The organism is Hymenobacter qilianensis (assembly GCF_014489555.1).
Lineage (GTDB): Bacteria > Bacteroidota > Bacteroidia > Cytophagales > Hymenobacteraceae > Hymenobacter > Hymenobacter qilianensis.
This window is the reverse complement of sequence record NZ_CP060784.1, coordinates 811,352-834,601: the sequence shown is the minus strand read 5'-3', so window position 1 is coordinate 834,601 and position 23,250 is coordinate 811,352. Positions and strand designations below refer to the sequence as shown.

The window sequence follows — 23,250 nt, the reverse complement described above, 5'->3', positions numbered from 1 at the left end:
CAGCTTGCCAGCAAGTTATAGCGATTTCGCTATCGGTGCATGACATGCTCTTACTACGGGAGTACCGTGCCCCCACTGGCGCGAGCATATAGCTCGTGACTAGCTCTATACGGTAGAGGTTGTACTCTACCGACGCGCAACCGCAGGCTGCGCAGGAAGAAGACCGGCTGTAAGCGGTAGCGGTACGAACGGCGGGGGGCATTATGGTTTCGGCAGGCCCAATAAATACAGCTTATTCGCCCGACCAGTAAGTCGGCCTTTTTCCCAGGTGTAGTTTTCGGTTTCTAATCCGCTTATCAGAATGTTCAAATCTTCCAGCGTGTAAGTTCGGGCATTGGAAACGGCGCCATCCCAAGCAAAGCAGATGGGAATGATGGGCAACAAGTAGGTAAAGACTACCTGTTTCCATGTTAGAGGCCGCGCAAACGGAGTAATAAACAAACTCATGAGGAATATCATAGGTAGCGGAATCCACCACAATAGTGCAGGAAAGCTATTGTCGCTTATCTCATAGATGCAGATGGGTTGCTGGCTGGCCTGAGCATTGGCAAGAATACGCCGTGCTATAGTGGGCGGCATATGGTGAAAGCTCCCGACCATAGTGCGCACGCCAACTAGCTCCGCAGTTACATCAGCCGCATTTACCGGAGCCAGATGATACGACAGGCCTGGGGCGTGGCTATTATTCAGTTGCGCTGCGACTTCTACGTCTGGGTACAGGTCGGTGAGTAGTAGGGTAAGATCTGCTCCTTCTGGCTGGCCTTTTAAAGTGGCGAATACTTCTAGCATGGGGCCGCCGCTGCCGGAACAGAGGTCAACAATTGTTGGGCTCGATGAATACTGTAGGGCTCTGGCTACTAATTGAGCTAGCTCGTGAGGGGTGCCTAGCATGTTGTGCATTACCACAATGAGGCGCGTGAGGCAGTTCCTAAGCCAGTTCGGAAACCATGGAAAATCCTCTAACTCAAAAAGGTGTATTCTCTTCATGCTCTGGCATGTGTGATGAACAGCAAACGCACAATTATATACCTTAATGAATGGATTGTATAGGTAGATGGTGTTTTAATATACTGTCGTAGAACATAGCGGCAGAAGTAGCAAGCAAGAACGCCCCGGAACCTGTGTGGTTGCGGGGCGTTGCTGGTATCAGAATAAGTATGACGTCAATAATTACTTGGCTATCAATTCATAGAGGATAATCCCATAGGTTATAAAAGCATCAGCCATTACATAGTCAGGTTACTATTGGGTGTAGCTTTCTGTTTTACACCATTACGCCAGATGTCGGTTCTGATTCGAGCTGGAGGCGCTGGCGCGGAGAAACATCCAACCCGAAAAGGCCCAAATCGCGGCAAATATTCCATTTGCGGCTAGCACATTCGCTAGGCGTACCTGAGGCTCGGCGGTGTCAGGGGAGGGCGGCCAAACAAATAGCGCCAGTAGGGTGACCACCACGTAAGTCAGCGAGGCCGCGAACATGGCGTTGGCCATACCGCGTGGCTGGAAGCGAGCAGCTATAGACCCGATGAAGGCGACGGCCAGCACCGCACCAAACAGCAGGTTGACGGGGTTGTCTTCGCTTCCCACGAGTCCTACCGCCAGTTGGGCCCATACGAGTAGGAGCCCGGCGCCTACTGCCGCGGCAGCGGCCAGCCGGTAGGTGTTATTGTTCCCCAACCGCGCAATCAGGACAAACGTGAGGCCGGCACCGAAGAGCATGATTCCAGCGGCAACGAAATCCTCTGCGGTCCAGAGCATATTCGCCATAGTCAGCTTAGCCGTCAAAGGGATGAGCAACAGGAGCCCAGTAACCAGCGCAACGAGAGAAATACTTTTGGTGAGAGTCATGAGAGTAAGGATTTGGGTTCGAGGATGAAGGAAAACGCTGTTGTTGTCGATAAATAGTCTTGGCTGCCGGAAAAGCGGCTATTGCTTCTGCTGTTCCTGGAGCGTTTTGCGAAACGCTGCCTCCGCTTTGCCGATGTCTTCGAGGTAGCCCGCCCGGTCGAGAAACGGGGCTACGGGGTCATGGGCGGTGGCGCGTTCCTGCAGCTTGCGTTTCAGGCTAAAAGCACGCGCATGAGGAGTCAGGTAAATGTCGGCGGGCAGGCTCCGTAGCGTTTTGAAAGTTTGCTCAAAATCCTGTTTAGTAACTGCATCGTAGCTCCAATCAAACAACGACGCGGGCATGGGCAGCGTCAGGCCGCCTACATTGACGGCCAGCAGCTCCCGGTTGCCGTCGCGGACCGGAAACGACCAAGTGGTGCAGCCGGGCGTGTGGCCGGGCGTAAGGTGGGCGGTGAGCTGGATAGGCCCCAGCCGGATTTGCTCCCCATCCTGAAACTGGTGGTCGATGCGGGGCGAAGGATATTTGAGAAGCCCCAGATAGACGAGTAGATTCACCGGAGCCATGTTCCGGTTGCTGGCGCCGCCGGATGCCATCATGTCGGCATCTGCTTCGCTCACCCACAGCTGCGCCCCCGATGCCTGCTGCAGGGCCGCCAGGCCACCGGCGTGGTCCAGGTGAGCGTGTGAGTTGAGCAGGATTTTCACATCCTTGATGGCAAAGCCGAGCGTGGCAATGCTTTTCAGGATCATCGGGGCGGAGCCGGGGTAGCCGCCATCAATCAGTACGTGGCCTTTGGGCCGGTAAGCAGAAAAGAAGTAACATCCCGGGTGCCCACATAATAGAGGTTGCCGGCAATGCGAAACGGTGCCAGCGGCAGCTGTCCGCCCTGATCAGATGCCTCCTTCCACTTGGTAAAAAGAAACACCGCCAGCGCCACTATAAAGGCACCAAATCCGGCCAGTAGCTGGTGCTTACGACTCTTACCCGGTTTGCTCTTTTGGGTGCTGATCATGGAGAGAAGGCCGCGGATTCAGGATGTGCGTTGGGGAATTGTAAATCGTCTTTCAAAAGTACTTTGTTTTTCAAAGTAATCAAGCAAACCTCGAAAAAAATATCCTTTCAGCTTACCGAACTGCCTGGTAAATAACCTGATGCAAAGCTCGGCTCTACGCCTAGCTGCGCCCGCAAATATTCGTCGGGCTATACCATGAGGCGGAAGCGTTGAGGGCAGCCGTCAGGATTGGCAGGCTCGCTTAGGATGATAAGGCCATGCGGCTGATGGCTGAGCCTTGGGCGGCACGCTAGTAGCAGCCCTCTACCATGATTACTGACTGCCACGACGTATGTTTGGGCGTTATTACTTCTCCCTAGCCTACCCATGACCAAACGTACCATCAGCAGCTTAGCCGAATTAGAAAGCCTCGTGGGGCAGGAAGTAGGCGTATCGGCCTACCACACCGTCACGCAGGAGCAGATCAACCAGTTTGCCGCCGCCACCCTCGACCACCAGTGGATTCATGTAGACCCCGAGCGGGCGCTGGCCGAGTCGCCCTTCAAGGCTACCATCGCCCACGGCTACCTCACCGTGGCGCTGCTGCCGTATCTGTGGCAGCAGATTGTAGCTATCGAGAACCTGAAAATGCAGGTCAACTATGAAATCGAGCAGCTGCGCTTCAACCAGGCCGTGACCGTGAATAGCCAGGTGCGCCTGCGCGCTACGCTGCTTTCGGTGGCTAATTTGCGCGGCATTGCCAAGGCCCGCCTGCAAGTGGCGCTGGAGATTATGGATTCCAAAAAGCCTGCTTACACCGGCATAATCACCTTCCTGTATCATTTTCAGGAGCAGTAAAGCAGTTGGCGGCCCGCTGCTATAAAGGTGATCGGGGCAAAAAAGCCCCCCACGCTATTCGTGTAAGGCCTGCGCCCCAAGCTCGGCCCGGAACCTGAAAATATGCAGACGCAAGTCCGGCAAGCAGCGCCAGGCTATGCCAGGAATTTACTATATTTAAGTAGGCTTCCGCGTTTCACTTCCTGTGTTTTCACTCTGCACCAATGATGACTACTGACACATTATTAGGCCCCCTGAAAAATGCTGAGCGCCACGAAATCGGCGGCGTACAGGTGGATGTAGTACGCACTGGCAACTCGCGCGTGAAGCGACTGGTGTACCCGGTTGGTTTTCGGTGGTCGAAGGACGTGAAGCCAGTGATTGGAACGGAGCTGTGCGAGCATGCGCACGTGGGCTTTCTGGCCGCAGGCCACCTGGCTATTCAATACAGAGATGGGGAAATGGAAGAATATATTGCCCCTCAGGTAGTGGCCATCGCGCCCGGCCACGACGGCTGGGTAGTAGGCGAGGAGCCCGCGATACTCATTCAGTTCGATTTTGAGGGCGAAACAGTGGAGCGCATGGGCCTGAAACGGGGCTAGCAAAAGCCACCGGTTCGGGAGTAGCAAGGCACTAACCGAAGCGCGGCGGGTGCAGCAATGGATAAGTCTGCCGTGAGCACGCACCGCGCGGTTTTTCCTGCTTCAGCGAGGTGTTGCGAGCACTTTCAAAGCCAACAGTGACGGGATACAGCAGACGACGTATTTCGGTAGAACAGCACTATCCAACGGTAGCTAAGCTCATGAATACGCACAGACAAGACCAGAGAAGCTGGAAAGACCGGCTGATGCACCCAACCTGGTGGGTGTATATGATGCTCATTCCGCTGGTATATTTCCTCTATTGGCTGATTGTGATATCCGGAGTGACGAGATAAAAGCTGGGGGCTTTTTTACTAGTAGATACTAATAAAAAAGCCCCCAGCCGCGTTTTACACTGAAACTACACCAGCAGCTTATCCGGGGTGATGGGCAGCTCGCGGATGCGTTTGCCCGTGGCGTTGAAAATGGCGTTGGCAATGGCTGGCGCTACTCCAATGATGGCAATTTCGCCGATGCCTTTGGTGCCCAGGGCATTCACATACGGGTCAGGCTTGTTCACGAATGCTACCTGCACGTCCGGCGAGTCGGCATGCACCGGCACGTGGTAGTCGGCAAAGTCCTTGGTGATGTAGCGGCCAAAACGGTCGTCGATAATGGCGTGCTCCATCAGGGCCATACCAATACCGCCCACAGCGCCGCCTTTCATCTGGTTGCCGGCAGTTTTCTCATTCACAATGGTACCAGCATCAGCGCACGACACCAGCTTGCTTACCCGCACCTCCCCGGTGAGAGCATGGACTCTCACCTCGGCAAAGTGTACCGAAAACGAGTACATGGAGTAGTTCTTGGAGGCATTGCCCTGGGGCTTCGACTCTACCGTGACAAAGCCCCCATCAACCTGCTGAAGCAGGTCGGCGAAGGGAACGCGCGCCGCGGGGTTGCCGTTCAGCGTAAGGTAGCCCTCAGCGAAGACCACATCTTCCTTCTTGGCCGAGGCAAAGGCTGCATTGCTGGAAGCCGCCAGCGTGCGCAGCTTCTCCTTCAAGGCTAGGCAGGCCTCCTGCACGGCCGGGCCCACGGTGTTCACAATGGCCGAGCCGCCCTGCGTGGGTGCTTGCGCAAAGTTGGAGTTGCCTAGTTCAAACTTGATTTTCTCGGGCGCTAGCCCCAACGTGTCGGCGGCAATCTGGGTCATGGCCGTGGCAGTGCCGGGGCCAATGTCGGTGACCGCGCTTTGCAGCAGTACGGTGCCGTTGGGCAGCAGACGGATGTTGGCTTTAGAGGAGCCCCGGTGCGCCCCAAACGTGCCCACACCCATACCGTAGCCGATAAGCCAGTCGCCGTCGCGCAGCGAGCCGGGTTTGAGCTGCCGCTTGTTCCAGCCAACGCGCTCGGCACCGAGTTGGTAGCATTCCTTCAGAAACTTACTCGACCAGGGCCGGTTTTTCTCCGGGTCCTGCTCAGTGTAGTTGCGCAGGCGGAACTCCAGGGGGTCGATGTTGAGTAGGTGGGCCATTTCGTCCATGGCCGACTCCAGGGCAAACGCCCCGGTAGCCTCGCCGGGGCCGCGCATCCAGATGGGCGAGTTCACGTCCAGGGAGGCAATGCGGTAACGCGTGGTCAGGTTGGGTGACTCATACATCATGCGCGTCTGCGCCAGCGTCGACTCCGTAAACTCTTCGAAAGTAGAGGTCTGGCCGATAGCCTCGTGGGTGATGGCCGTGATTTTGCCGTCAGGCGTCGCGCTCATGCCCAGCTTCTGCCAAGTATAGGGCCGGTAGCCTACCATGGTAAACATCTGCTCGCGGGTGAGCATCAGCTTCACGGGTCGGTTCACCACCCGGGCCGCAATGATGGCAGCCGACTCGTGCTGCCAGCTGTGCAGGGCATTACCAAAGGCGCCGCCCACATACGTGGCAATCACCTTCACGTTTTCCTCGGGCAAGCCCCACTCGCGGGCAAAGTCGCGGCGCGTAGCCATCGTGCCCTGGGTCTTGTCGTAAATCGTGAGTCGGTCGGGGGCCTCCCAGTGAGCCGTAATGGCCTGCAACTCCATAGGCTGGTGCACCTCGGTGGGCACCACGTACTCGCTTTCCAGCTTGATAGCGCCGGTTTTATAGGCATCCACCTGACCGCGCTGGTAGTCATTCATGGGGTGCTTCGGGTTCTTCTTCGCGGAAGTGGGCAGGAAAGCCTGCGACTTGGCGGCTTCAAGGCTTGTTTGGTGCTTTTCCTGGGCGTATTGCCCCTTTACCAGGCCCGCAGCGAAACGCGCCCGCTCCAAAGAATCGGCAACAACAATAGCAATAGGCTGGTCATTAAAGCGGATTTTGTCGTCCTTGAACACCTTAATAGGGCCACCCACTGTGGCTGGCTGCGAGGGATCCTTGCCCGCCGTGTCGAAGCCCGGCACCTTGGGGGAGTTGAAGTGGGTGATGACGGCCAACACCCCCGGCGCCCGTTCGGCCGCCTTGGTGTCGATGGACGTAATACGGCCCTTGGTGATGGTGCTGCCCACCAGCACGGCGTAGGTGATACCCGGCAGCTGGTATTCGGCCGAGTAGGTAGCGGCGCCGGTCACTTTCTGGCGGCCATCCACCCGGTTCATCCGCGCTCCGATTTGCTTTTCTGGCGTTTTCATAAATACGAGAGGGCTTAAGCGGCCGCGGCGGTTTTCAGTGCCTGAATAATGGTATTAGGCCCCAGCTTTAGCTTGTAGGCGTTGTGCTTGAAGGCTTTAGCGCCTTGCATGGCTACTTCTGCGGCTTGCCGGAAAGTTTCCTCGGTGGCGGGCTTGCCTACTAATACTTGCTCGGCCGCCGTCAGGCGCCAGGGCTTGTGCGCCACGCCGCCCATGGCCAGCCGCGCCGATTTAATGGTAGTGCCATCCAACTCCAGCGCAGCGGCGGCCGATACCAGCGCGAAAGCGTAGGAGGCCCGCTCACGTACCTTGTAGTAGCTCACGTGCTTGGTGAAAGGAGCATCTGGAATTTCCACGGCTGTGATTAGCTCGCCTTGTTCGAGGTTGGTGTCTTTTTGGGGCGTGTCGCCGGGCAGGCGGTGGAAGTCGTTGAAGGGAATGCGCCGGTCGCCTTTGGGGCCGCTGACTAGCACCGTGGCGTCCAGGGCCACTAGGGCCACGCTCATGTCGGAGGGGTGCACAGCGATGCATTTATCCGAGAAGCCAAAAATGGCGTGCATACGGTTGATGCCTTCCAGGGCGCCGCAGCCGGTGCCGGGCTCGCGCTTGTTGCAGGGCATGGCCGTGTCGTAGAAGTAGGGGCAGCGGGTGCGCTGCAACATATTGCCCCCCACGGTGGCCATGTTGCGCAGCTGGGCCGAAGCACCAGCACTCAGGGCCTGGGCCAGCAGCGGCTGACGCTCCAGCACCAGCCTGTCCTCGGCCACAGGGCCGTTCAGGGCCAGCGCGCCGATGCGAAGGCTGCCGTTCTGACTCTCAATTTTGGTGAGCGGGAGCCGGTTGATGTCGATGAGCTTCTGGGAGGCAATTACGCCGCGCTTCATCAAATCCAGCAGGTTGGTGCCGCCGGCAATAAACTGGGCGTTGGCGTCTTTGGCCAGGGCGTCGATGGCGGCTTTCTGCTTGGTCGGCCGTACGTATTGAAACTGGTTCATAGCTGCGCTGTTAGACCTTCTGGCCGCCGTTTTTCACTTCCTGAATGGCCGCCACAATATTGGAGTAGGCCCCACACCGGCAGATATTGCCGCTCATAAACTCCCGGATTTCCCCCTCCGAGTTGGCGTGGCCCTCGCGTATGCAAGCTACCGCCGACATAATCTGGCCGGGCGTGCAGTAGCCGCACTGAAAGCCATCATGCTTCAGGAATGCTTCCTGCATGGGGTGCAGGTTGTCGCCGTTGGCCAAGCCCTCAATGGTCGTGATCTTGCGGCCTTCCTGCATCACAGCCAGGGTCAGGCAGCTGTTGATGCGGTTGCCATCTACATGCACCGTGCAGGCGCCGCACTGTCCGTAGTCGCAGCCTTTCTTGGTGCCGGTGAGGTGGAGCTGTTCGCGCAGCAGGTCGAGCAGGGTGGTGCGCGGCTCTACGGAGAGCTTGTGCTTTACGCCGTTCACTTCCAGCTTCAGCGGCACTTTCTCGAAAGCGGCTGCTACTTTTTCGTCGAATTGGGCTGCGGCGGCCTGCACAATAGGGCCGGGCGCAAACGTCATAGCCGTGAGCAGGGAGGATTGTTTGAGAAAGGTGCGCCGAGCCTCATTATGACTGCCGCCTGCTTCTGAAAGGTTGATTTCCGGATTATCGTCTGCCATGATGTGGTCAGGTTAATAACTCAGCGCAGCGGGTTTACTGACTGAGAGTTTATTTATGAATTGCTGTGTATAAACTCAGGGCGCAAAAACAAAGTAGCCATTTGATTAGAACAACGACGAAACGCAATATTTTGCGTCTCGTCGTTGAACGACATCGGCCTCGCATTCGCAACGGCGAGACGCAAAATATTGCGTCTCTACCGCATGCTTATCCTTTGACAACTAACTCAAAACAGCGTTTCAGTAGGGTAACCCGTTGAGGGGCTCATTTCATGAGTTACCTGTCGGCGTGGATGAACAGCTTAAGTATAATCTGAAAATAGATGATTTTCGCTTGTCTCAGCCGTGAGTTTTACGGGGGAGGCTGGTAAATGGCTGAGTATTTTTCGATGAAAAAGCCCCCAGCATTCAATTCAGGGCAAAGCTAAACGAGGGCGTAACGCTCCAGCGGCACGAGCGCCCGATGGAAACGGGAGGCGGGTAATCTATCGGCAAATGATGAGTAACAGCGCAGCAATTACGTAGAAGCCAACCTTATCTACTCTGTCCGTTATGCCCGCGTACTACATTGGCTGCTCCGGCTTTTCCTACCGCGACTGGAAAGGCGTTTTTTATCCTGAAGGTCTGCCGCCGCGCAAGTGGTTTGCGTATTACTGCACCCATTTTAATACCCTGGAAGTCAACGTGACCTTCTACCGCATGCCGGAGCTGAAGGTCTTCGAAACTTGGTTTGGGCAGAGCCCGGCCGATTTTCGGTTTGCCGTAAAAGCCCCCCGCACCGTTACGCACTACAAGAAGTTCAACGCCGAAGCGGCGCCCGTGCTGGCCGACTTCTACGGCACGGTGCGCGAAGGTCTAGGCGAAAAGCTGGGGCCGGTTCTGTTTCAATTGCCCCCAAAGCCGCCTACACCGAGGAATTGCTGGGGCGCATGCTGGAGCTGCTGGATCCTGATTTTCATAACGTGGTGGAGTTTCGGCACCCAAGCTGGTGGGAAGGCGAAATTCTGCGGGCGCTGACGCGTCACGGCATCACATTTTGCGGGCAAAGCTACCCGGCCGCATTGCCCGATGAAGTAATCGTAAACACGCCGCAGGTATACTACCGCTTTCATGGTGTGCCGGTGCTGTACACATCGCCGTACGATGAAGCGTTTTTGCAGCGCGTGGCCCAGGAAATTCAGGCTGAGCCCACGGTGAAGGAGGCCTACATCTACTTCAACAACGGCATTGGTGGGGCCGGCGTGCTGAACGCGCAGGAGCTACAGAAAATACTAAACGTGACGCCTGCAAGCAGCACAAGCCCGGATCCTGCGGCTACCTAAAAAGCTGGGGGGCTTTTATTGCCTGCAATCCTGCATAAGCGCTATTTAGTGGCTGCCTGGGTTTCCAGCTCGGTTAGGGCCTGCTCTATCTCGGGGCGAAGCTTACTTAACGGGGCGTGGGCTAACTCCTGCAACGAGTGCTTCCTGGCCAGCTTTTCGGCTACGAGGTAGCCGATGTAGTAGCCAGAGCGGGCCGGCGTAGGCGCTTGTTCATCTCGCCCACCCAAAAAGTAGCGGGCATACTCTTCGCTGGAAGTGGAGCCTAATACCGCGTGCAGCTCCCGGGCGTAGCGGGGCAAATCGGCTTGGGTGCGCGCAGGGGTGTTGCGCGGCAGCCCAAACAAACCGACACCCGCAGCTTTGGGATTCAGAGCATGCGCCACGTAGGTAGCCAGCCCCTCACGCCACAGCGCTGCGATGAGCTGGTCATTTTCTTCCATAAACTGCGAGTGGTACACATGGAATAGCTCGTGGTCGAAGAAGGGCTCGGGGTCGGCTTCGTCGCCATACACGTACGCCATCATATCGAGGCCAAACAGCAAGGCCTGCTTGCCTTCTATGGTGCGCGTGCCGCCATCAAAGCCCCCCAGCGAATACATGAAGTAGATGCGGCCGGTATAGTTCAGGTCGGGAAAGGTCTGGCGGAAGCGGCTTTCGTAGCGCGGCAGATCCTTGCCAATTTGCTTCGACAGGCGCTCCACGATGGCCATTCTGGGCTGCACCAGAGCCAGTATTTTCGGGTAGCGTTGCGGCAGGTCGTCATCAAACGTTTTGTCGGGGCTGCCGCCGAGTACGTTGTTATTGTACACTTCGGGATGAGGATTCGAGACCAGCTGCCGGAACAGCTGCACCTGCGTTTGCTCATCTTTGCCCTGGGCTTGTTGCCAGAACTTCCAGAAGTCCGGCATCAGGTCGATGACCGTGTAGCTTGGCGCCGGCGTAGACAGGGTGCTAGCCGCTGGCAAAGAAGTACTAACTGAAATACTAGGGCTAACGGGAGGCAATGCTGCTGAATGATGCAACCCAAGCAAAAGGCTGAAACCAACAGCGACAGTATTGACAACAGGAGTGGGAAGAAAAGAGACCATAGCGGAGAGGATATACTGCTAAATTATCCTTTCAACCCACTTTAGTCAATACACGCGAGTGGTTTATACAGCTTGTTCAGCTCACAGCAGATCAGCCTAGTGCATAACCAGTCAGCTTCCTGGTCAAGGGGAGCAAAAGCAGCTGGAAATACAGGTAGCGCTTACTGAACCGGCGCGTCGGGAGCGGGGATGGGCAGGGAGGCTATCTTCTGCAACAAGCTGATCATGAGATGATAGACTGCGCGCAGCTCGGCCGGATCTATGATGGCGGCGTCCTTGGTGAACATCAGATAAACCTCGGCGGCAGGGCTTTCGGAGGTGGGTGCAAGAGCCAGGCGCGCCGTGGAGTGGCGCAGCAGCGTTTGGCGCAGCTCGGGGTCGGAAAGCAGCAGGTCGCGGAGCACCTCGGCGCTGTTGGTGGTGATGATAAAGGTAGCGTCCAGCTCCGGGTCGCCCAGCTCTATGTCAGTGAGGCCGAGTAATTTGCCAATCTCATGCACCCAATCCTGCTCATGCATGGAAAAGCGCAGAGGCGTGTGGTTGGGGACTAAAGCGGTAAACGCCGTGGTTTCAAAACCACCCTCAAAACCGCCCCCCAGGTCAATCTCGATGGCCATGCGGATGTGGTAGCCCGCCTGCACCAGCTCTGCATCGTATTCAAACAGCTCGCTTTGCTGATTAATATCGGCAGTCACCTGCTGCCATAAGGCCTCCTCGGTATCGGCAGAAAAAACGCGCGGGGTATCGGTATCCATTATTTTCAAATAGTAGGTAGTGAGGTGCAGGCTAGGGTGAGCCTTTGGTACAAATAAAAACGCCCCCGGCCGAATTGGTTGGGAGGCGTTTTCAGCGGAGGGATGGTTTAGCGTCTGGCACTTTGTAACTGCGTGTTCATCAGGGTGGCCAGCATAGAATCGGGGAGAACCAGGCTGGAGAAAAAGTTGAATTTGGCGCTGACGGTGGGCAGCGAGCGGGCTTCGCCCTCCATCATGTCGTCGTAGCCTCCTTCGGCCACTTCGCGGGCCGAAGCAGGGTGGCTGGCGGCGCGGGTATGCTCGGCGTGAGCCACGTGGAAGAAATTGGTATCGGTGGGCGGTGGGCACAGAATGGTCATCGTAACGGCCGACTTCTGCTGCTTCAGCTCGTGCTGCACGGCCTCGGTGAAGCTGAGTACGAAGGCCTTGGTGGCGGCGTACACGGCCTGGCAGGGGCTGGGCGAGAACGAAGCAATAGAACCCAGCTGCAAAATGCGGCCGTAGTTGCGCTCCACCATACCGCGCAGATACAGCTTGGTCAGGTGCACGAGCGCGGCCGCATTCACCTGAATCATGTTCAGCTCAGTATCCATATCAGTGTCGGTGAAGTAGCCGGTTTCGCCGAAGCCGGCATCGTTTACCAACGCATCAATTTGCAGACCCCGCTCGTTGGTTTCGGCAAAAATCAGCTCCGGGGTTTGCGGATGGCTCAGGTCGAAGGGCAGCAGTACAATGTCAACACCTCCGAATTCCTGATGAAGCAGGCGGGCAGCCTCCTTCAACTCATCGAGGTGGCGGGCAACCAGCACGACGCGGTAATCGTCGCGCGCGAAGCACCGGGCCAGCTCGAAACCAATGCCGCTGGAGGCACCAGTAATTAAAGCGGTTTGGTCGTTCATAATTGAAAGGGGTTAGTGTGAATTATTAAACCTTAAGTTACTGATAAACAGACAAAGTAATTTGAGAAAGGTGGCTTCTGGTGTCGGAAATATGCTAGCGTTTATGAGTAGTATTTTGGCCTTTAAGCTACTTTTCCCTGCTTCAATAGACTCAGTTTAGGATTGTAAAAGGGAGATTAGATTTTTTGCGAACCACGCCACCTTTCCCTTTAGCCAACGAAGTGAGCAAAAAAGCCCCCCAGGCATTGGTTTGACCTAGATATTTATTCCGTAATCCAGACCGGCAGTTTCTGGATGGGAGCACGCTGAAAGCACTCCGCTAAGCCAACGTCTGCCAACTCGTTTTTGCGCAGCTCTTTACAAGGCAGCGTCACGCAAAAGGCCTCATCGAAGGGAAACGGCACGACCTGCACCTGGGTCCTGGAAGCCCATTTGGTTTGAATCAGCTGGTGGTCGGTGAAGTCGAAGTAGTCGGAGAAGGGAATGCCGCCTTTGTACCACGGGTGCTCGTGTTCTTTGTCGGCGCCCGGCTCGTTCATGCACAGGTACAATGACAACCGGTCGAGAAACTTAAGCAGCTGCACATGAAAATCGAGGGTGGTCTGCCCTGAGGCATTGATTCCCAACTGCCGCCGGAGCCGCTGCTGGCGGCCTGCTTCCTGTTGCAAAAACTCTCGACCCGCCGCTAGTTTGGCCATTTCAGGAAAGCCAGTGTAGTGCAGGCTGGACAGCAGGCCAGCGTAAGGCGAAAGGTTTTCCAGCTCCGTGATGCCCTGCTCGTAGTGATGGAGGCGGGGTGCGGGCGGGAAGTCGAGAAAGGAGTAGGGCGCCTGTGTCTGTTCGTTCCAGAGCGGCTCGGCATCCAGTGGAATCCAGGCCCGGTCGTGCTCATACACGGCCAGCGTCACATCATCCCGCCGCGATGCATCGCCAAAATACACGCCCAGCCAATGATCTGCCATAACCCCGGAAATATGTGCGTGGTCGTGCTGGCCGATGCAGGTAAAGCTGGAGGGCGTTTCTCGAACAATCATAGTCAGGAGAAAAGCGAGCAAATGAATGACAGCGGGCGTCGGCTGTCGCAAGCCCCGCGCTACGAAGGCAAAGCCGCCGGCAAGCAGAGCGCGTGGACGTTGTAGTAGTAAGCTAGAGAAGAAACAGGGCAGTTGCAAGCTCCACCATACGGGGTGCGTTAGCCGGTCTGCGGGTTAGCCGGATGGCGCAAGCACCTTTCCGCGTGATTCGGGGGCAGAAGCTGCATAGTTTGCAGTGCGCTCTGTTGCAGATAATTACGAGGTTTCGTAACTTAATAATACGTCATTCGCTGCTGAGCAACAGAGGATTGTTTCGCTGACTTCAGGAACGCGCGTTCGGCGGATGCTGAAAAAGCCCCCAGCGGCGCAAATGGCTGTGCAGCCTCCGGGCATGTCTCATTTTAACAAGCAATTGTATGCTGAGATATACTGTTTCTGTCGGTCTTGTCGTGCTGGGAATAGGGGCTGGCTGCACCACCAAGGAGCAGACCGCCCGCCGGGTTTCCCCGGCCTCGCAGCCCGTTTCGGTTACCATGTGCGCGCCGCCCGTGGTAGTAGATACGGCTTGGTACGCCTCAGGCAAAAAAGCCCCCAGCTGCCTGGTTTAGAAGGAATTGCCTTCCCGATCAGTTCTAAAAACCCGGAAGCCATTAAGTACTTCAACCAAGGACTGATGCTGGCTTACGGGTTCAACCATGCCGAGGCAGCCCGCTCGTTTCACGAAGTCACCCGTCAGGATTCTACCTGCGCGATGGGCTACTGGGGCTTTAGCTACGTGCTGGGCCCCAACTATAACGCGGGCATGGAGCCCGACAATTTCAGCCGGGCATATCAGGCGGTGCAGAAGGCGCAGCGGCTGGCGGCAACTGCCAGTCCGAAAGAGCAGGCGCTTATTGGGGCGTTGGTGAAGCGCTACCCGCCCGCTCCGGTCGCTGATCGGTCTGGTTACGACCAAGCCTATGCAGCGGCCCTAAAAATGGTGTATCAGCAATTTCCTGATGACCCGGATATTGGGGCCATGTATGCCGAGGCCGTGATGAACCTGCACCCGTGGGACATCTGGCAGAAAAACGGCCAGCCCCAGCCCTGGACCGCCGAAATTGTGAGCACCTTGGAGCAAGTGCTGAAGCGTCATCCAAACCACGCCGGCGCCAACCATTTCTACATTCACGCCACCGAGGCGTCTACCCATCCCGAAGCGGCCAATAAAAGCGCCGACCTGCTGACTCACCTAGTGCCCGGCGCGGGGCATCTGTTGCACATGCCTTCGCACACCTATATCCGAACCGGCGCTTACCACCAGGGTACCCTCGCTAATCTTGAAGCGCTACAGGCCGACAGCAGCTACACGGCCGCCTGCCACGCCCAGGGCGCTTATCCGCTGGCTTATCATCCGCACAACTACCACTTCCTGACGGCCACGGCTACGCTGGAGGGCAACAGCCGGTTGGCCCTGCGCGGAGCCGCCAAGCTGGCTGCCCACGTAAGTAAGCCGCTGATGAAAAACACAGTGCTGGGGCCGTCATTGCAGCATTTTTACACTATTCCTTACAATGTGGCCGTAAAGTTTGGGCGCTGGGATGAGGTGCTGGCCATGAAAAACTTCGATACAACGCTGGTGTATCCGCAAGCCATTCGGCACTATGCGCGTGGTATGGCGTGGGTCGGTAAGAAGAACACCGTAAATGCGCGCCGCGAGCTGGAACAGCTGCGCGTGCTCGGCCAGGATACCACCTTAAAGGCGGTTCTGTTTGGCATCAACTCCATGCGCGCCATCACCGACATTGCCCAACGTGAGCTAGATGGCGCCATTCTACACGGCGAAGGCAAACATGCCCAAAGTATTGCCGTGCTCCGCGAAGCCGTAGTGCTGGAAGATGCGCTCAAATACAATGAGCCCCCCGATTGGTTTTTCTCCGTTCGGCACCAGCTGGGCGCCGTGCTGCTCGCCGATAAGCAATACAAAGAGGCCATTGCGGTCTATGAGCAGGATTTGGAGCGGCTGCCGCACAATGGCTGGGCGTTGTCGGGGCTATATCAGGCCTATCTTGGCGCGGGCAACAAGGCCAAAGCGCAGCAAATCAAGCAAGAGCTGGATAAAGCCTGGCATTGGGCCGATACGAAGCTGATTGCCTCGATAGCGCAGTAGAACACGCAGGAAAGTGGCGCAGCAATAAGAACGAAGACAGCGGCGTTGCTACATTAGCATTCCACTATGTCCCGCTGTTTTATGGCTGATAACATCAACAACCCACTAAACCGCCGCAAGCCTGGCCGCCGATCCGGTAGCAAGCTCCTGCCCGATATGACTCCTATGGTGGGGTTGGGGTTTCTGCTGGTAACGTTTTTTATTATGGCGGGTGAGTTTGCTAAGCCCTCAATGATAAAGCTAGCCACGCCTGTGCGCCCTACGTGTAGCGGAGACAGGCTTGGTGGGATTGTTTGTAGGAGTGTATTAACTGTGATTATAGGTCAGAATGGCCAAGCCTATCATTTCTTTGGGCTAAATAGCGATTTTGGAGAACGACCAGAGCTGCACACTACCAATCTCGGGCCGGAGGGACTAAGGAAAGTGTTGCTTGATTTGCAGCGAGTGAACCCGACTGCTGTAGTGTATCTCAAGATGACTGCTAATGCTAAATACAAGGATATGGTAGATGCATTAGATGAGATAGAAATTACTAATCAGAAGCGGTACGCCTTGGTTGATGTTACAGCAGAAGACAGAGCGCTGCTGAAGCTAAACGCCCTGTAACTTTGAACTCTAGTTACAAAAAAGGCCCTAGAATGTCTCTGGGGGCTTTTTTTGTAAGTCATTAACTGAGCACTGCCTAGCAAGTGCTGCTACCACAACTGCGCAGCGCTGGTTTGATTAAGTATTCGCCTGCAAGGGCGCATCTGCCGTAAAGATGCTAGTGGGGGGCTTTTTTCGAATTTTTCCGCTCCCTCTGATCTGCTATGCAAACCCAAACTATTCTCTTCGCCAGCCGCCCGAAAGGTGAGCCAACGGCGGCTCAGTTTACCTTCAAAACTATCGACGTGCCCTTACCTCAGCAGGGTCAGGTGTTGCTGAAGGCGCTTTATGTTTCCGTTGATCCGTACATGCGCGGCCGCATGAATGAGGGCAAATCATACGTGCCCCCGTTTGAGGTTGGACAGCCCATGGAGGGAGGAATGGTAGCCGAAGTGGTGGAAAGCCAGCATCCGAAGCTACCGGTGGGCAGCGTGGTGGTAGGTTCGCTGCCCTGGCAGGAGTACAGCCTGTCGGACGGGCGCGGCTTGCAGCCGATTCCGGCAGATCAGGCGCCGCTGAGCTACTACCTGGGCCTGCTCGGAATGCCGGGCATCACGGCTTATTTCGGGCTGCTGGATATCTGTCAGCCCAAAGCCGGCGAAACCGTGGTGGTATCGGGCGCCGCCGGAGCCGTGGGTATTGTGGTGGGGCAAATAGCCAAAATCAAAGGCTGCCGCGTGATCGGCATTGCCGGCTCCGACCAAAAACTGGCCTATCTCAAAGAGCTGGGCTTCGACGAAACCATCAACTACAAAACCACGCCCGACATAGCCCAGGCCTTGGCCGCCGCCGCTCCCAACGGCGTGGATTGCTACTTCGATAACGTGGGCGGCACCATCAGCGACGCGGTGTATAACCTGCTCAACAAGCACGCGCGCATTGCTCTCTGCGGCCAGATTTCGAACTACAATGCCACGGAAGCGCCCGTGGGGCCGCGCCCCGAAGGCAAGCTGCTCGTGACCAGCTCGCGCCTGCAAGGCTTCATAGTCAGTGACTATCTGCCCCGGTGGCCGGAAGCTATGCAGCAGCTCTCCGAATGGTATCAGCAGGGCCATTTAAAGTATCAGGAAACCGTCACCGAAGGCTTCGACCAGCTGCCGGCCGCTTTCCTAGGCCTGTTTCACGGTGAAAACACGGGCAAAGCAGTTGTGAAGGTGGCAGAGCCCAGCAGCAGATAAGCCGGGTGAACCTGCTTAACTACTGCCTAAAAAAGCCCCCAGAAACACTTCTGGGGGCTTTTTTAAGCTCTGGTAACTTGCGAAGAAGCGAACCAGCTAGCCGCTTGCCGCTGTCCTTCTTTCCACTGATTCGTGGTTGACTTGTGAGAGGTAATATTGAGCCACAACACGCGCCTACAGTTAAGCTAGCGCGGAATTATCCATATATTTAGTACCTCCAAACTTTATGGAAGCGACAAGCCTGGGAGCAGCGTGAAGTTGGCCGCAGCAATGCCTTTATAAGCTATTTATGAAAATCAGATTTACGCTGCTGGCCGCCGTTGGGGTAGTAGTGCTGTCATCTCTGCCCGCTTTCAGCCAACAGATTAGCCCCGCCGACAGCGGCGCGGTGGCAACGGCAGTTGAAGCCGCAACCCTGCGCTACGCGAAGGCAATAGGGGATAACTCGCTGCTGTACACGGGCCCGGAATACCTTGATTATAACAAGCCTTACATGAAAGGCAACCAGTATTTTGGCACTGGCAAACAACAAATCGGGACCGTTTATTACCACGGCACGGCCTATACCAAGGTTCCGCTGCTCTATGATATGAAGCTGGATCAGGTGGTAATTCAGCCGCCGACAAATCCGCTGCAATTCAGACTGGTAGATGACAACGTGCAGTATTTTATAATCGATGGACACACGTTCACGCGCCTTATACAGCGCGATTCAGCACGCTATTCTATACCAACCGGCTACTACGATCTGCTGGTAGATGGAAACGCAAAAGTGTTGGCAAAGAGGACGAAAAAAATACTGACTAGGCGCGGTCTTTACGGCTTAGAAGGAAGCTACCTGGAAGAAGCTAAATTCTACCTTCAAAAAAACAATGAGTTTCATCCCGTGACGTCCCGCCAATCCATTGTGCGTCTGTTAAGCGACAAGAAAACGGCCCTGGATAGCTACGCCCGGCAGCATAAGCTGAAGTTTAAAAAAAGCAGTCAGGAAGCAGCTATTATCGAGCTGGTTAACTATTATAATTCACTGTAGAGTCAAATAATCTAAACGAACTTATTAGTGGAAATAAGTCTATTTTCTCAAGAAGCGCTAAGTAATTTTAAATGAAATTAGTTAGCCGGATTATTCTGCTCTGCCTTCTTTTATTTACTGTAGTAGCAGGTTACGCGCAGGATTCAGCGCCCTTAATCAGCGGAAGTTTTGAAAGGGCAGACTTTGAAACTTTCGCCAAATCGGTAGAAGCAAAAACGCCCTATCGGTTTTACTTCAACCCTGCCTCGGTCGATAGCGTGGTCATCAACGCTCAGCTACAGCAGCGACCCTTGGCAGAGGTATTGGATCTGGTGCTGAAGGGCACAGACCTGCGGTTCGCCATCGACGCCGAAAAGCGCGTGTACATCACCTCCGGCACGCAAATAGCCACCGAATTGCCCCCGGCTATTTCAGCAAGGAGCCCGCCGATAATCTGGCCGCCACTGACCCCGATGAAGAGGATGCCGGCAAGAAACCAGTTTCGGCGGCGACGCTGCAATTGAAAGTCTACGAAATCGGGAGGAGCGGCGGCGCGACTACAAAGGGCAACGCCACGCTGGCCGGACACGTGCGCGACAGCAAATCGGGTGAGCCGGTAATCGGGGCGTCGGTGTTTATTGAGTCGCCCTCCATCGGTGCCGCCACCGATCAGTTTGGCTATTACTCGCTCACGCTGCCCGTGGGCAGGCACGAGCTGAAAATCAGAGGAGTAGGCGTAAAAAATACCAAGCGCCAGATCGTGCTTCAGGCCGATGGCAAGCTTGATATTGAGGTGGAAGAAGACATTACCACGCTCCGGGAGGTGGTAGTGGAAGCCGAGAAAGACAAAAACGTAGCCGGCATGCAGATGGGCCTTGAGCGGCTCGATATCAAAACCATGCGGCAGGTGCCCACCGCTTTTGGCGAGACGGATATTCTGCGCATCGTGCTCACGCTGCCGGGGGTGAAATCGGTGGGAGAGGGCAGCACCGGGCTCAACGTGCGCGGCGGCTCCACCGACCAGAATCTGATCTTGTTCAACGACGCAACCATCTATAATCCGTCCCACTTATTTGGGTTCTTTTCGGCTTTCAATCCTGATATTCTGAAGACGGTGGAGCTGTACAAAGGCACCGTGCCGGCCAAGTTTGGCGGGCGCTTGTCGTCGGTGCTGGACATCGCCACGCGCGACGGCAACAAAAAGAAGTTTGCGGGCTCCGGCGGCATTGGTCTGCTCACCAGCCGGCTGGCTTTTGAAGGGCCAATTATAAAAGACAAAAGCGCTTTCCTGCTGAGCGGGCGAACCAGCTATTCCAACTGGATTCTGAAGCGGCTGTCGAACAGCAAGCTCAAGCAAAGTTCCGCAGCTTTCTACGATTTGAACGCCCACATCAGCCACGAGATAAATGATAAGAACTCGCTCTACCTCACCGGGTACCGGAGCCGGGATGAGTTTCAGCTGGCCAGCGACAGTGTGTATCAATACGAGAACACCACGGCCAGCTTGAAATGGCGGCACACGTTCAACAACCGCCTGTACGGCGTGCTTACCAGCGCTTACAGCCAGTATCAGTACAATATTTCAAGCCAGGATAATCCGGTAACCAATGCGCGCCTCCGCTACAATATCAGGCAGCTAAACACCCAGGCTGATTTTAGCTATTTGCCCAGCGCCAAGCACACCATTGACTTTGGCGCCAGCACCATTCTGTACAATGTGTCGCCGGGCAGCTTTTCACCCGTGGGGGGCGAATCGTTGATATTGCCGAACACGCTGGCCCGCGAGCAGGCGCTGGAAAGCGCCCTCTACGTTTCCGACCTGATTACGCTTACCCCGCGCCTGTCGGTGTCGGTTGGCTTGCGCTATTCCTTGTATAATGCCCTGGGCCCCAGAGAAGTGTATGCGTACTTGCCGGGTGTGTCGAAGTCGGTGAATACGATAACCGATACGCTTCGGGTGGGCAAAGGCAATGTGCTGGCTACCTACCACGGCCCCGAATACCGCCTGTCGGCCAAGTACGCGCTGTCCGACAAATCATCGGTGAAGCTGAGCGTCAACCGCATGCGCCAGTACATTCATATGCTGTCGAATACGGCGTCTATGTCGCCCACGGATAGCTGGAAGCTAAGCGACAGTAATATTCGGCCACAAGTCGGAGATCAAGCCTCCTTAGGCTATTACCGCAACTTTAAAAACAACACCATCGAGACCTCTGTGGAAACCTATTATCGGGTGATGCACGACTTTCTGGACTATAAAAGCGGCGCCACCCTGCTCCTGAATCCGCACATCGAGACGGACGTGGTAAATGCCGAGGGCAAAGCCTACGGCGTGGAGGTGATGGTGCGCAAGCTGACGGGCAAGCTCAATGGGTGGGTGAGCTACACCTATTCCCGCTCCCTGGTGCAGGTAAATCTGGGCACCACTGGCGATATGATCAATGGGGGGCAATTTTACCCCAGCAACTTCGACAAGCCGCACGACGCCACGCTGGTAGGCAACTACCGGTTTAGCCGCCGCTTCAGCGCCTCGCTGAACGTTAATTACAGCACCGGCCGGCCTATTACCCTGCCGCTGGCCAAGTACGTGGCCAACGGCTCAACCCGGGTGTTTTATTCCGAGCGCAACGAGTACCGCGTGCCCGATTACTACCGCGCCGACTTTGCCCTGAACATTGAGGGCAGCCACAAAGTCAAAAAACTGGCTCACAGCTCCTGGACGGTTTCGGTGTACAACCTGACGGGGCGCAAAAACCCGTATTCCATTTATTTCAAATCCGAGAACGGGCAGATAAAGGGGTATCAGCTAGCCATTTTTGGCCAGCCCATTCCTACCGTTACCTACAACTTCAAATTCTAGATGCGCTGCTTTTTACACCTGCTATACCGGGCCGGGCTGGGAGCAGTGCTCCTGACGCTTGCGGGCTGCATCGACACCTTCGAGCCTGAGGTTATTGCCTCGGCCGAAAACTACCTGGTGGTGGATGGCACCATCAACAGTAGCGGCGTAACGACCATTCGCCTCTCGCGCACCGACAACCTGATCAGCACCGCGCCCCCGCCCGCCGAGGCCAAAGCCGCTGTTTTTATTGAAGAGGAGGCCGGGCCGCGCTATGCCTTAACCGAAACGGCCCCGGCACTTATACTTCCACTTCTTTGGCGCTGATTCCAGCCAAGCGGTACCGGCTGTTTTTCCGGACGCAGGCGCGGCGGGATTATGCCTCCGATTACGCAGCTGCCAAAACGACTCCGCCCATCGATTCCGTAACGTGGACAGCCAGCGCCCAGGGCGTGCAGGTGTATGTGAATACCCACGACGATAACGAGGCCACCCGCTTCTACCGCTGGGACTACGACGAGACGTGGGAGTTTACGTCGGCTTTCCGCTCCTTTTTGGAATACCGCAACGGCAGACTTGACTTCCGCTTCAACGGAGACATCTATTATTGCTGGAAGACCGAGCAGTCCTCGGCCATAAAGCTGGGCAGCACCTTAGCCCTGAGTCAGAATGTGGTGGCCGATTATCCGCTCACGCTAGTTCCCCCAGCTCTACGAAGCTGCGGTACAAATACAGCATCCTGGTAAAGCAGTATGCGCTGAGCGCGGAGGAATTTGCCTATTGGGAGCTGCTGCAAAAAAACACCGAGAATATTGGTACCATCTTCGACCCGCAGCCCAGCCAGCTCACCGGCAACGTGCGCAATATCGCCGACGCAACCGAGCCGGTTATTGGCTACATAGGCGTGCAATCGGTCACGGAGAAGCGCATTTTCATCGAGCGCCGCCAGTTACCGCAAAGCTGGGTGTCTCTCACCGGTTATGAGCAGGATTGCGGCCGCCCCGACACAATAAAGCCCCCACGCCCGCCATGGAAGACTTTTTCCGGACCGGCGATTTTATTCCTATCGACAGGCTTGAGGGCGGCGGATATCTTTATTCCATTGCTGATTGCGTGGATTGCCGCAAGCGCGGCACCAATGTCAGGCCTGCGTTTTGGAAGTAGTAAATAAAGTCTGCACTACAAACCAATTCCAAGTCTAGCCTGCTCGCCTTCCGCCGTTACGTAAGATGAAAACACCTAAAGCTATTCTGTTTGCTGCCTGCGTTTGGGCACTAAGCAGCGGCAGATTATACGGCCAAACAAATTCGCTCAAAAGCATACAAACGCAGTTTGATGTCTACAGCCAGCAGACGCTGCAGGAGAAATTGTATGTGCATGTAGACCGCCCTTTTTATGTGAGCGGAGAGATAGTATGGTTTAAGATAAACGCTGTGGATGGTACCTATCACAAGCCTTTGTCACTTAGTAAAATAGCGTATGTAGAAGTGCTGGATAAGGAGCGAAAGCCAGTGTTGCAGGCAAAGGTGAGTTTGCTGAATGCAGTTGGCAGCGGCTCCTTTTCTTTGCCGGCTTCGCTGACGTCTGGCAACTATGTAGTGCGAGCCTACACGAGCTGGATGAAGAACTTCAGCCCCGATTTTTATTCGTACACGCCGGTCACCATCGTTAATACCCGGAGAAATCTGGGGCTGAAGGCTAGCAAAGATTCTGCGGCTTTAGATATTCAATTCTTTCCGGAGGGGGCAATCTGGTGAAA

23 protein-coding genes and 2 pseudogenes are annotated in these 23,250 nt (G+C 55.7%); 14 read left to right on the top strand and 11 right to left on the bottom strand.

Annotation, left to right across the window (positions count from 1 at the left end; all coding sequences use genetic code 11):
* Window positions 1-201 precede the first annotated feature (201 nt).
* From H9L05_RS03820 to H9L05_RS03805, 4 genes are all read right to left on the bottom strand, one after another.
* Entirely contained in the window at window positions 202-987 is a 786-nt protein-coding gene (locus tag H9L05_RS03820) for a hypothetical protein (protein ID WP_187733093.1), read from the bottom strand.
* A 285-nt stretch (window positions 988-1,272) separates the two neighbouring features.
* Window positions 1,273-1,848: a hypothetical protein gene (locus H9L05_RS03815; RefSeq protein WP_187733092.1), complete on the bottom strand. Its 576-nt coding sequence runs from the start codon at window positions 1,846-1,848 to the stop codon at window positions 1,273-1,275.
* Between the two features lie 78 nt (window positions 1,849-1,926).
* On the bottom strand, window positions 1,927-2,598 hold the full coding sequence (locus H9L05_RS03810; RefSeq protein WP_394368460.1) for an MBL fold metallo-hydrolase: 672 nt from the start codon (window positions 2,596-2,598) through the stop codon (window positions 1,927-1,929).
* A gap of 29 nt (window positions 2,599-2,627) precedes the next feature.
* Window positions 2,628-2,861: a hypothetical protein gene (locus H9L05_RS03805; RefSeq protein WP_187733091.1), complete on the bottom strand. Its 234-nt coding sequence runs from the start codon at window positions 2,859-2,861 to the stop codon at window positions 2,628-2,630.
* Between the two features lie 366 nt (window positions 2,862-3,227).
* Here H9L05_RS03805 and H9L05_RS03800 point away from each other — a divergent pair, with 366 nt between their 5' ends.
* Window positions 3,228-3,698 carry a MaoC family dehydratase gene (locus H9L05_RS03800; protein ID WP_187733090.1) on the top strand — a complete coding sequence of 157 codons (471 nt, stop codon included), beginning with the start codon at window positions 3,228-3,230 and terminating at the stop codon, window positions 3,696-3,698.
* A 203-nt stretch (window positions 3,699-3,901) separates the two neighbouring features.
* Window positions 3,902-4,279, top strand: coding sequence for a cupin domain-containing protein (locus H9L05_RS03795; RefSeq protein WP_223284715.1), 378 nt, complete (start codon window positions 3,902-3,904; stop codon window positions 4,277-4,279).
* Between the two features lie 400 nt (window positions 4,280-4,679).
* On the opposite strand, the gene H9L05_RS03790 is transcribed toward H9L05_RS03795, so the two are convergent.
* The 3 genes from H9L05_RS03790 to H9L05_RS03780 are packed head-to-tail and all read right to left on the bottom strand — an operon-like array spanning window position 4,680 to window position 8,570.
* Entirely contained in the window at window positions 4,680-6,920 is a 2,241-nt protein-coding gene (locus tag H9L05_RS03790) for a xanthine dehydrogenase family protein molybdopterin-binding subunit (RefSeq protein WP_187733089.1), read from the bottom strand.
* Between the two features lie 14 nt (window positions 6,921-6,934).
* Complete coding sequence (locus H9L05_RS03785; RefSeq protein ID WP_187733088.1) at window positions 6,935-7,915, bottom strand: FAD binding domain-containing protein; 981 nt, start codon at window positions 7,913-7,915, stop codon at window positions 6,935-6,937.
* 10 nt (window positions 7,916-7,925) lie between these two features.
* Window positions 7,926-8,570, bottom strand: coding sequence for a (2Fe-2S)-binding protein (locus tag H9L05_RS03780; RefSeq protein ID WP_187733087.1), 645 nt, complete (start codon window positions 8,568-8,570; stop codon window positions 7,926-7,928).
* 552 nt (window positions 8,571-9,122) lie between these two features.
* Here H9L05_RS03780 and H9L05_RS26715 point away from each other — a divergent pair.
* Window positions 9,123-9,892 (top strand): annotated as a pseudogene (locus tag H9L05_RS26715) (DUF72 domain-containing protein).
* A gap of 41 nt (window positions 9,893-9,933) precedes the next feature.
* Here H9L05_RS26715 and H9L05_RS03770 read toward each other — a convergent pair.
* The 4 genes from H9L05_RS03770 to H9L05_RS03755 all read right to left on the bottom strand — a co-directional run bounded on the left by H9L05_RS03770 (window position 9,934) and on the right by H9L05_RS03755 (window position 13,668).
* Entirely contained in the window at window positions 9,934-10,857 is a 924-nt protein-coding gene (locus H9L05_RS03770) for a DUF2268 domain-containing putative Zn-dependent protease (RefSeq protein WP_187733086.1), read from the bottom strand.
* Between the two features lie 284 nt (window positions 10,858-11,141).
* On the bottom strand, window positions 11,142-11,735 hold the full coding sequence (locus tag H9L05_RS03765; RefSeq protein WP_187733085.1) for a hypothetical protein: 594 nt from the start codon (window positions 11,733-11,735) through the stop codon (window positions 11,142-11,144).
* Window positions 11,736-11,842: 107 nt separating this feature from the next.
* The gene (locus tag H9L05_RS03760; protein ID WP_187733084.1) at window positions 11,843-12,634 is read right to left on the bottom strand and encodes an SDR family NAD(P)-dependent oxidoreductase; all 792 of its coding nucleotides are present in this window, start codon (window positions 12,632-12,634) and stop codon (window positions 11,843-11,845) included.
* A 263-nt stretch (window positions 12,635-12,897) separates the two neighbouring features.
* Window positions 12,898-13,668, bottom strand: coding sequence for a DUF3891 family protein (locus H9L05_RS03755; protein WP_187733083.1), 771 nt, complete (start codon window positions 13,666-13,668; stop codon window positions 12,898-12,900).
* On the opposite strand from H9L05_RS03755, the gene H9L05_RS03750 reads away from it, so the two are divergent.
* From H9L05_RS03750 to H9L05_RS03700, 11 genes and pseudogenes are all read left to right on the top strand, one after another.
* The gene (locus tag H9L05_RS03750; protein WP_187734368.1) at window positions 13,609-13,773 is read left to right on the top strand and encodes a hypothetical protein; all 165 of its coding nucleotides are present in this window, start codon (window positions 13,609-13,611) and stop codon (window positions 13,771-13,773) included. The genes H9L05_RS03755 and H9L05_RS03750 overlap by 60 nt on opposite strands.
* 311 nt (window positions 13,774-14,084) lie before the next feature.
* The gene (locus H9L05_RS03745) at window positions 14,085-14,276 is read left to right on the top strand and encodes a hypothetical protein (RefSeq protein WP_187733082.1); all 192 of its coding nucleotides are present in this window, start codon (window positions 14,085-14,087) and stop codon (window positions 14,274-14,276) included.
* The gene (locus tag H9L05_RS03740; RefSeq protein ID WP_223284714.1) at window positions 14,234-15,817 is read left to right on the top strand and encodes a tetratricopeptide repeat protein; all 1,584 of its coding nucleotides are present in this window, start codon (window positions 14,234-14,236) and stop codon (window positions 15,815-15,817) included. The genes H9L05_RS03745 and H9L05_RS03740 overlap by 43 nt, the downstream gene beginning before the upstream one ends.
* An 81-nt stretch (window positions 15,818-15,898) precedes the next feature.
* A complete protein-coding gene (locus tag H9L05_RS03735) occupies window positions 15,899-16,423 on the top strand; it encodes an ExbD/TolR family protein (protein ID WP_187733081.1) in 525 nt (174 codons plus the stop codon).
* Between the two features lie 203 nt (window positions 16,424-16,626).
* Window positions 16,627-17,640: an NADP-dependent oxidoreductase gene (locus tag H9L05_RS03730; RefSeq protein WP_187733080.1), complete on the top strand. Its 1,014-nt coding sequence runs from the start codon at window positions 16,627-16,629 to the stop codon at window positions 17,638-17,640.
* Window positions 17,641-17,929: 289 nt separating this feature from the next.
* Window positions 17,930-18,673, top strand: coding sequence for a hypothetical protein (locus tag H9L05_RS03725; RefSeq protein ID WP_187733079.1), 744 nt, complete (start codon window positions 17,930-17,932; stop codon window positions 18,671-18,673).
* A gap of 71 nt (window positions 18,674-18,744) precedes the next feature.
* Window positions 18,745-19,176, top strand: a complete 432-nt coding sequence (locus tag H9L05_RS25800; RefSeq protein WP_317175100.1) for an STN domain-containing protein — start codon at window positions 18,745-18,747, stop codon at window positions 19,174-19,176.
* The gene (locus H9L05_RS03720; protein ID WP_317175099.1) at window positions 19,173-21,512 is read left to right on the top strand and encodes a TonB-dependent receptor; all 2,340 of its coding nucleotides are present in this window, start codon (window positions 19,173-19,175) and stop codon (window positions 21,510-21,512) included. The genes H9L05_RS25800 and H9L05_RS03720 overlap by 4 nt, the downstream gene beginning before the upstream one ends.
* Window positions 21,513-21,818: a DUF4249 family protein gene (locus tag H9L05_RS24755; protein WP_187733078.1), complete on the top strand. Its 306-nt coding sequence runs from the start codon at window positions 21,513-21,515 to the stop codon at window positions 21,816-21,818.
* Window positions 21,809-22,662 (top strand): annotated as a pseudogene (locus tag H9L05_RS26710) (DUF4249 domain-containing protein). The gene H9L05_RS24755 and the pseudogene H9L05_RS26710 overlap by 10 nt, the downstream one beginning before the upstream one ends.
* A 58-nt stretch (window positions 22,663-22,720) precedes the next feature.
* Window positions 22,721-23,248 (top strand): hypothetical protein, encoded by a 528-nt coding sequence (locus tag H9L05_RS03700; protein ID WP_187733076.1) that lies wholly within the window; start codon window positions 22,721-22,723, stop codon window positions 23,246-23,248.
* Window positions 23,249-23,250 lie beyond the last annotated feature (2 nt).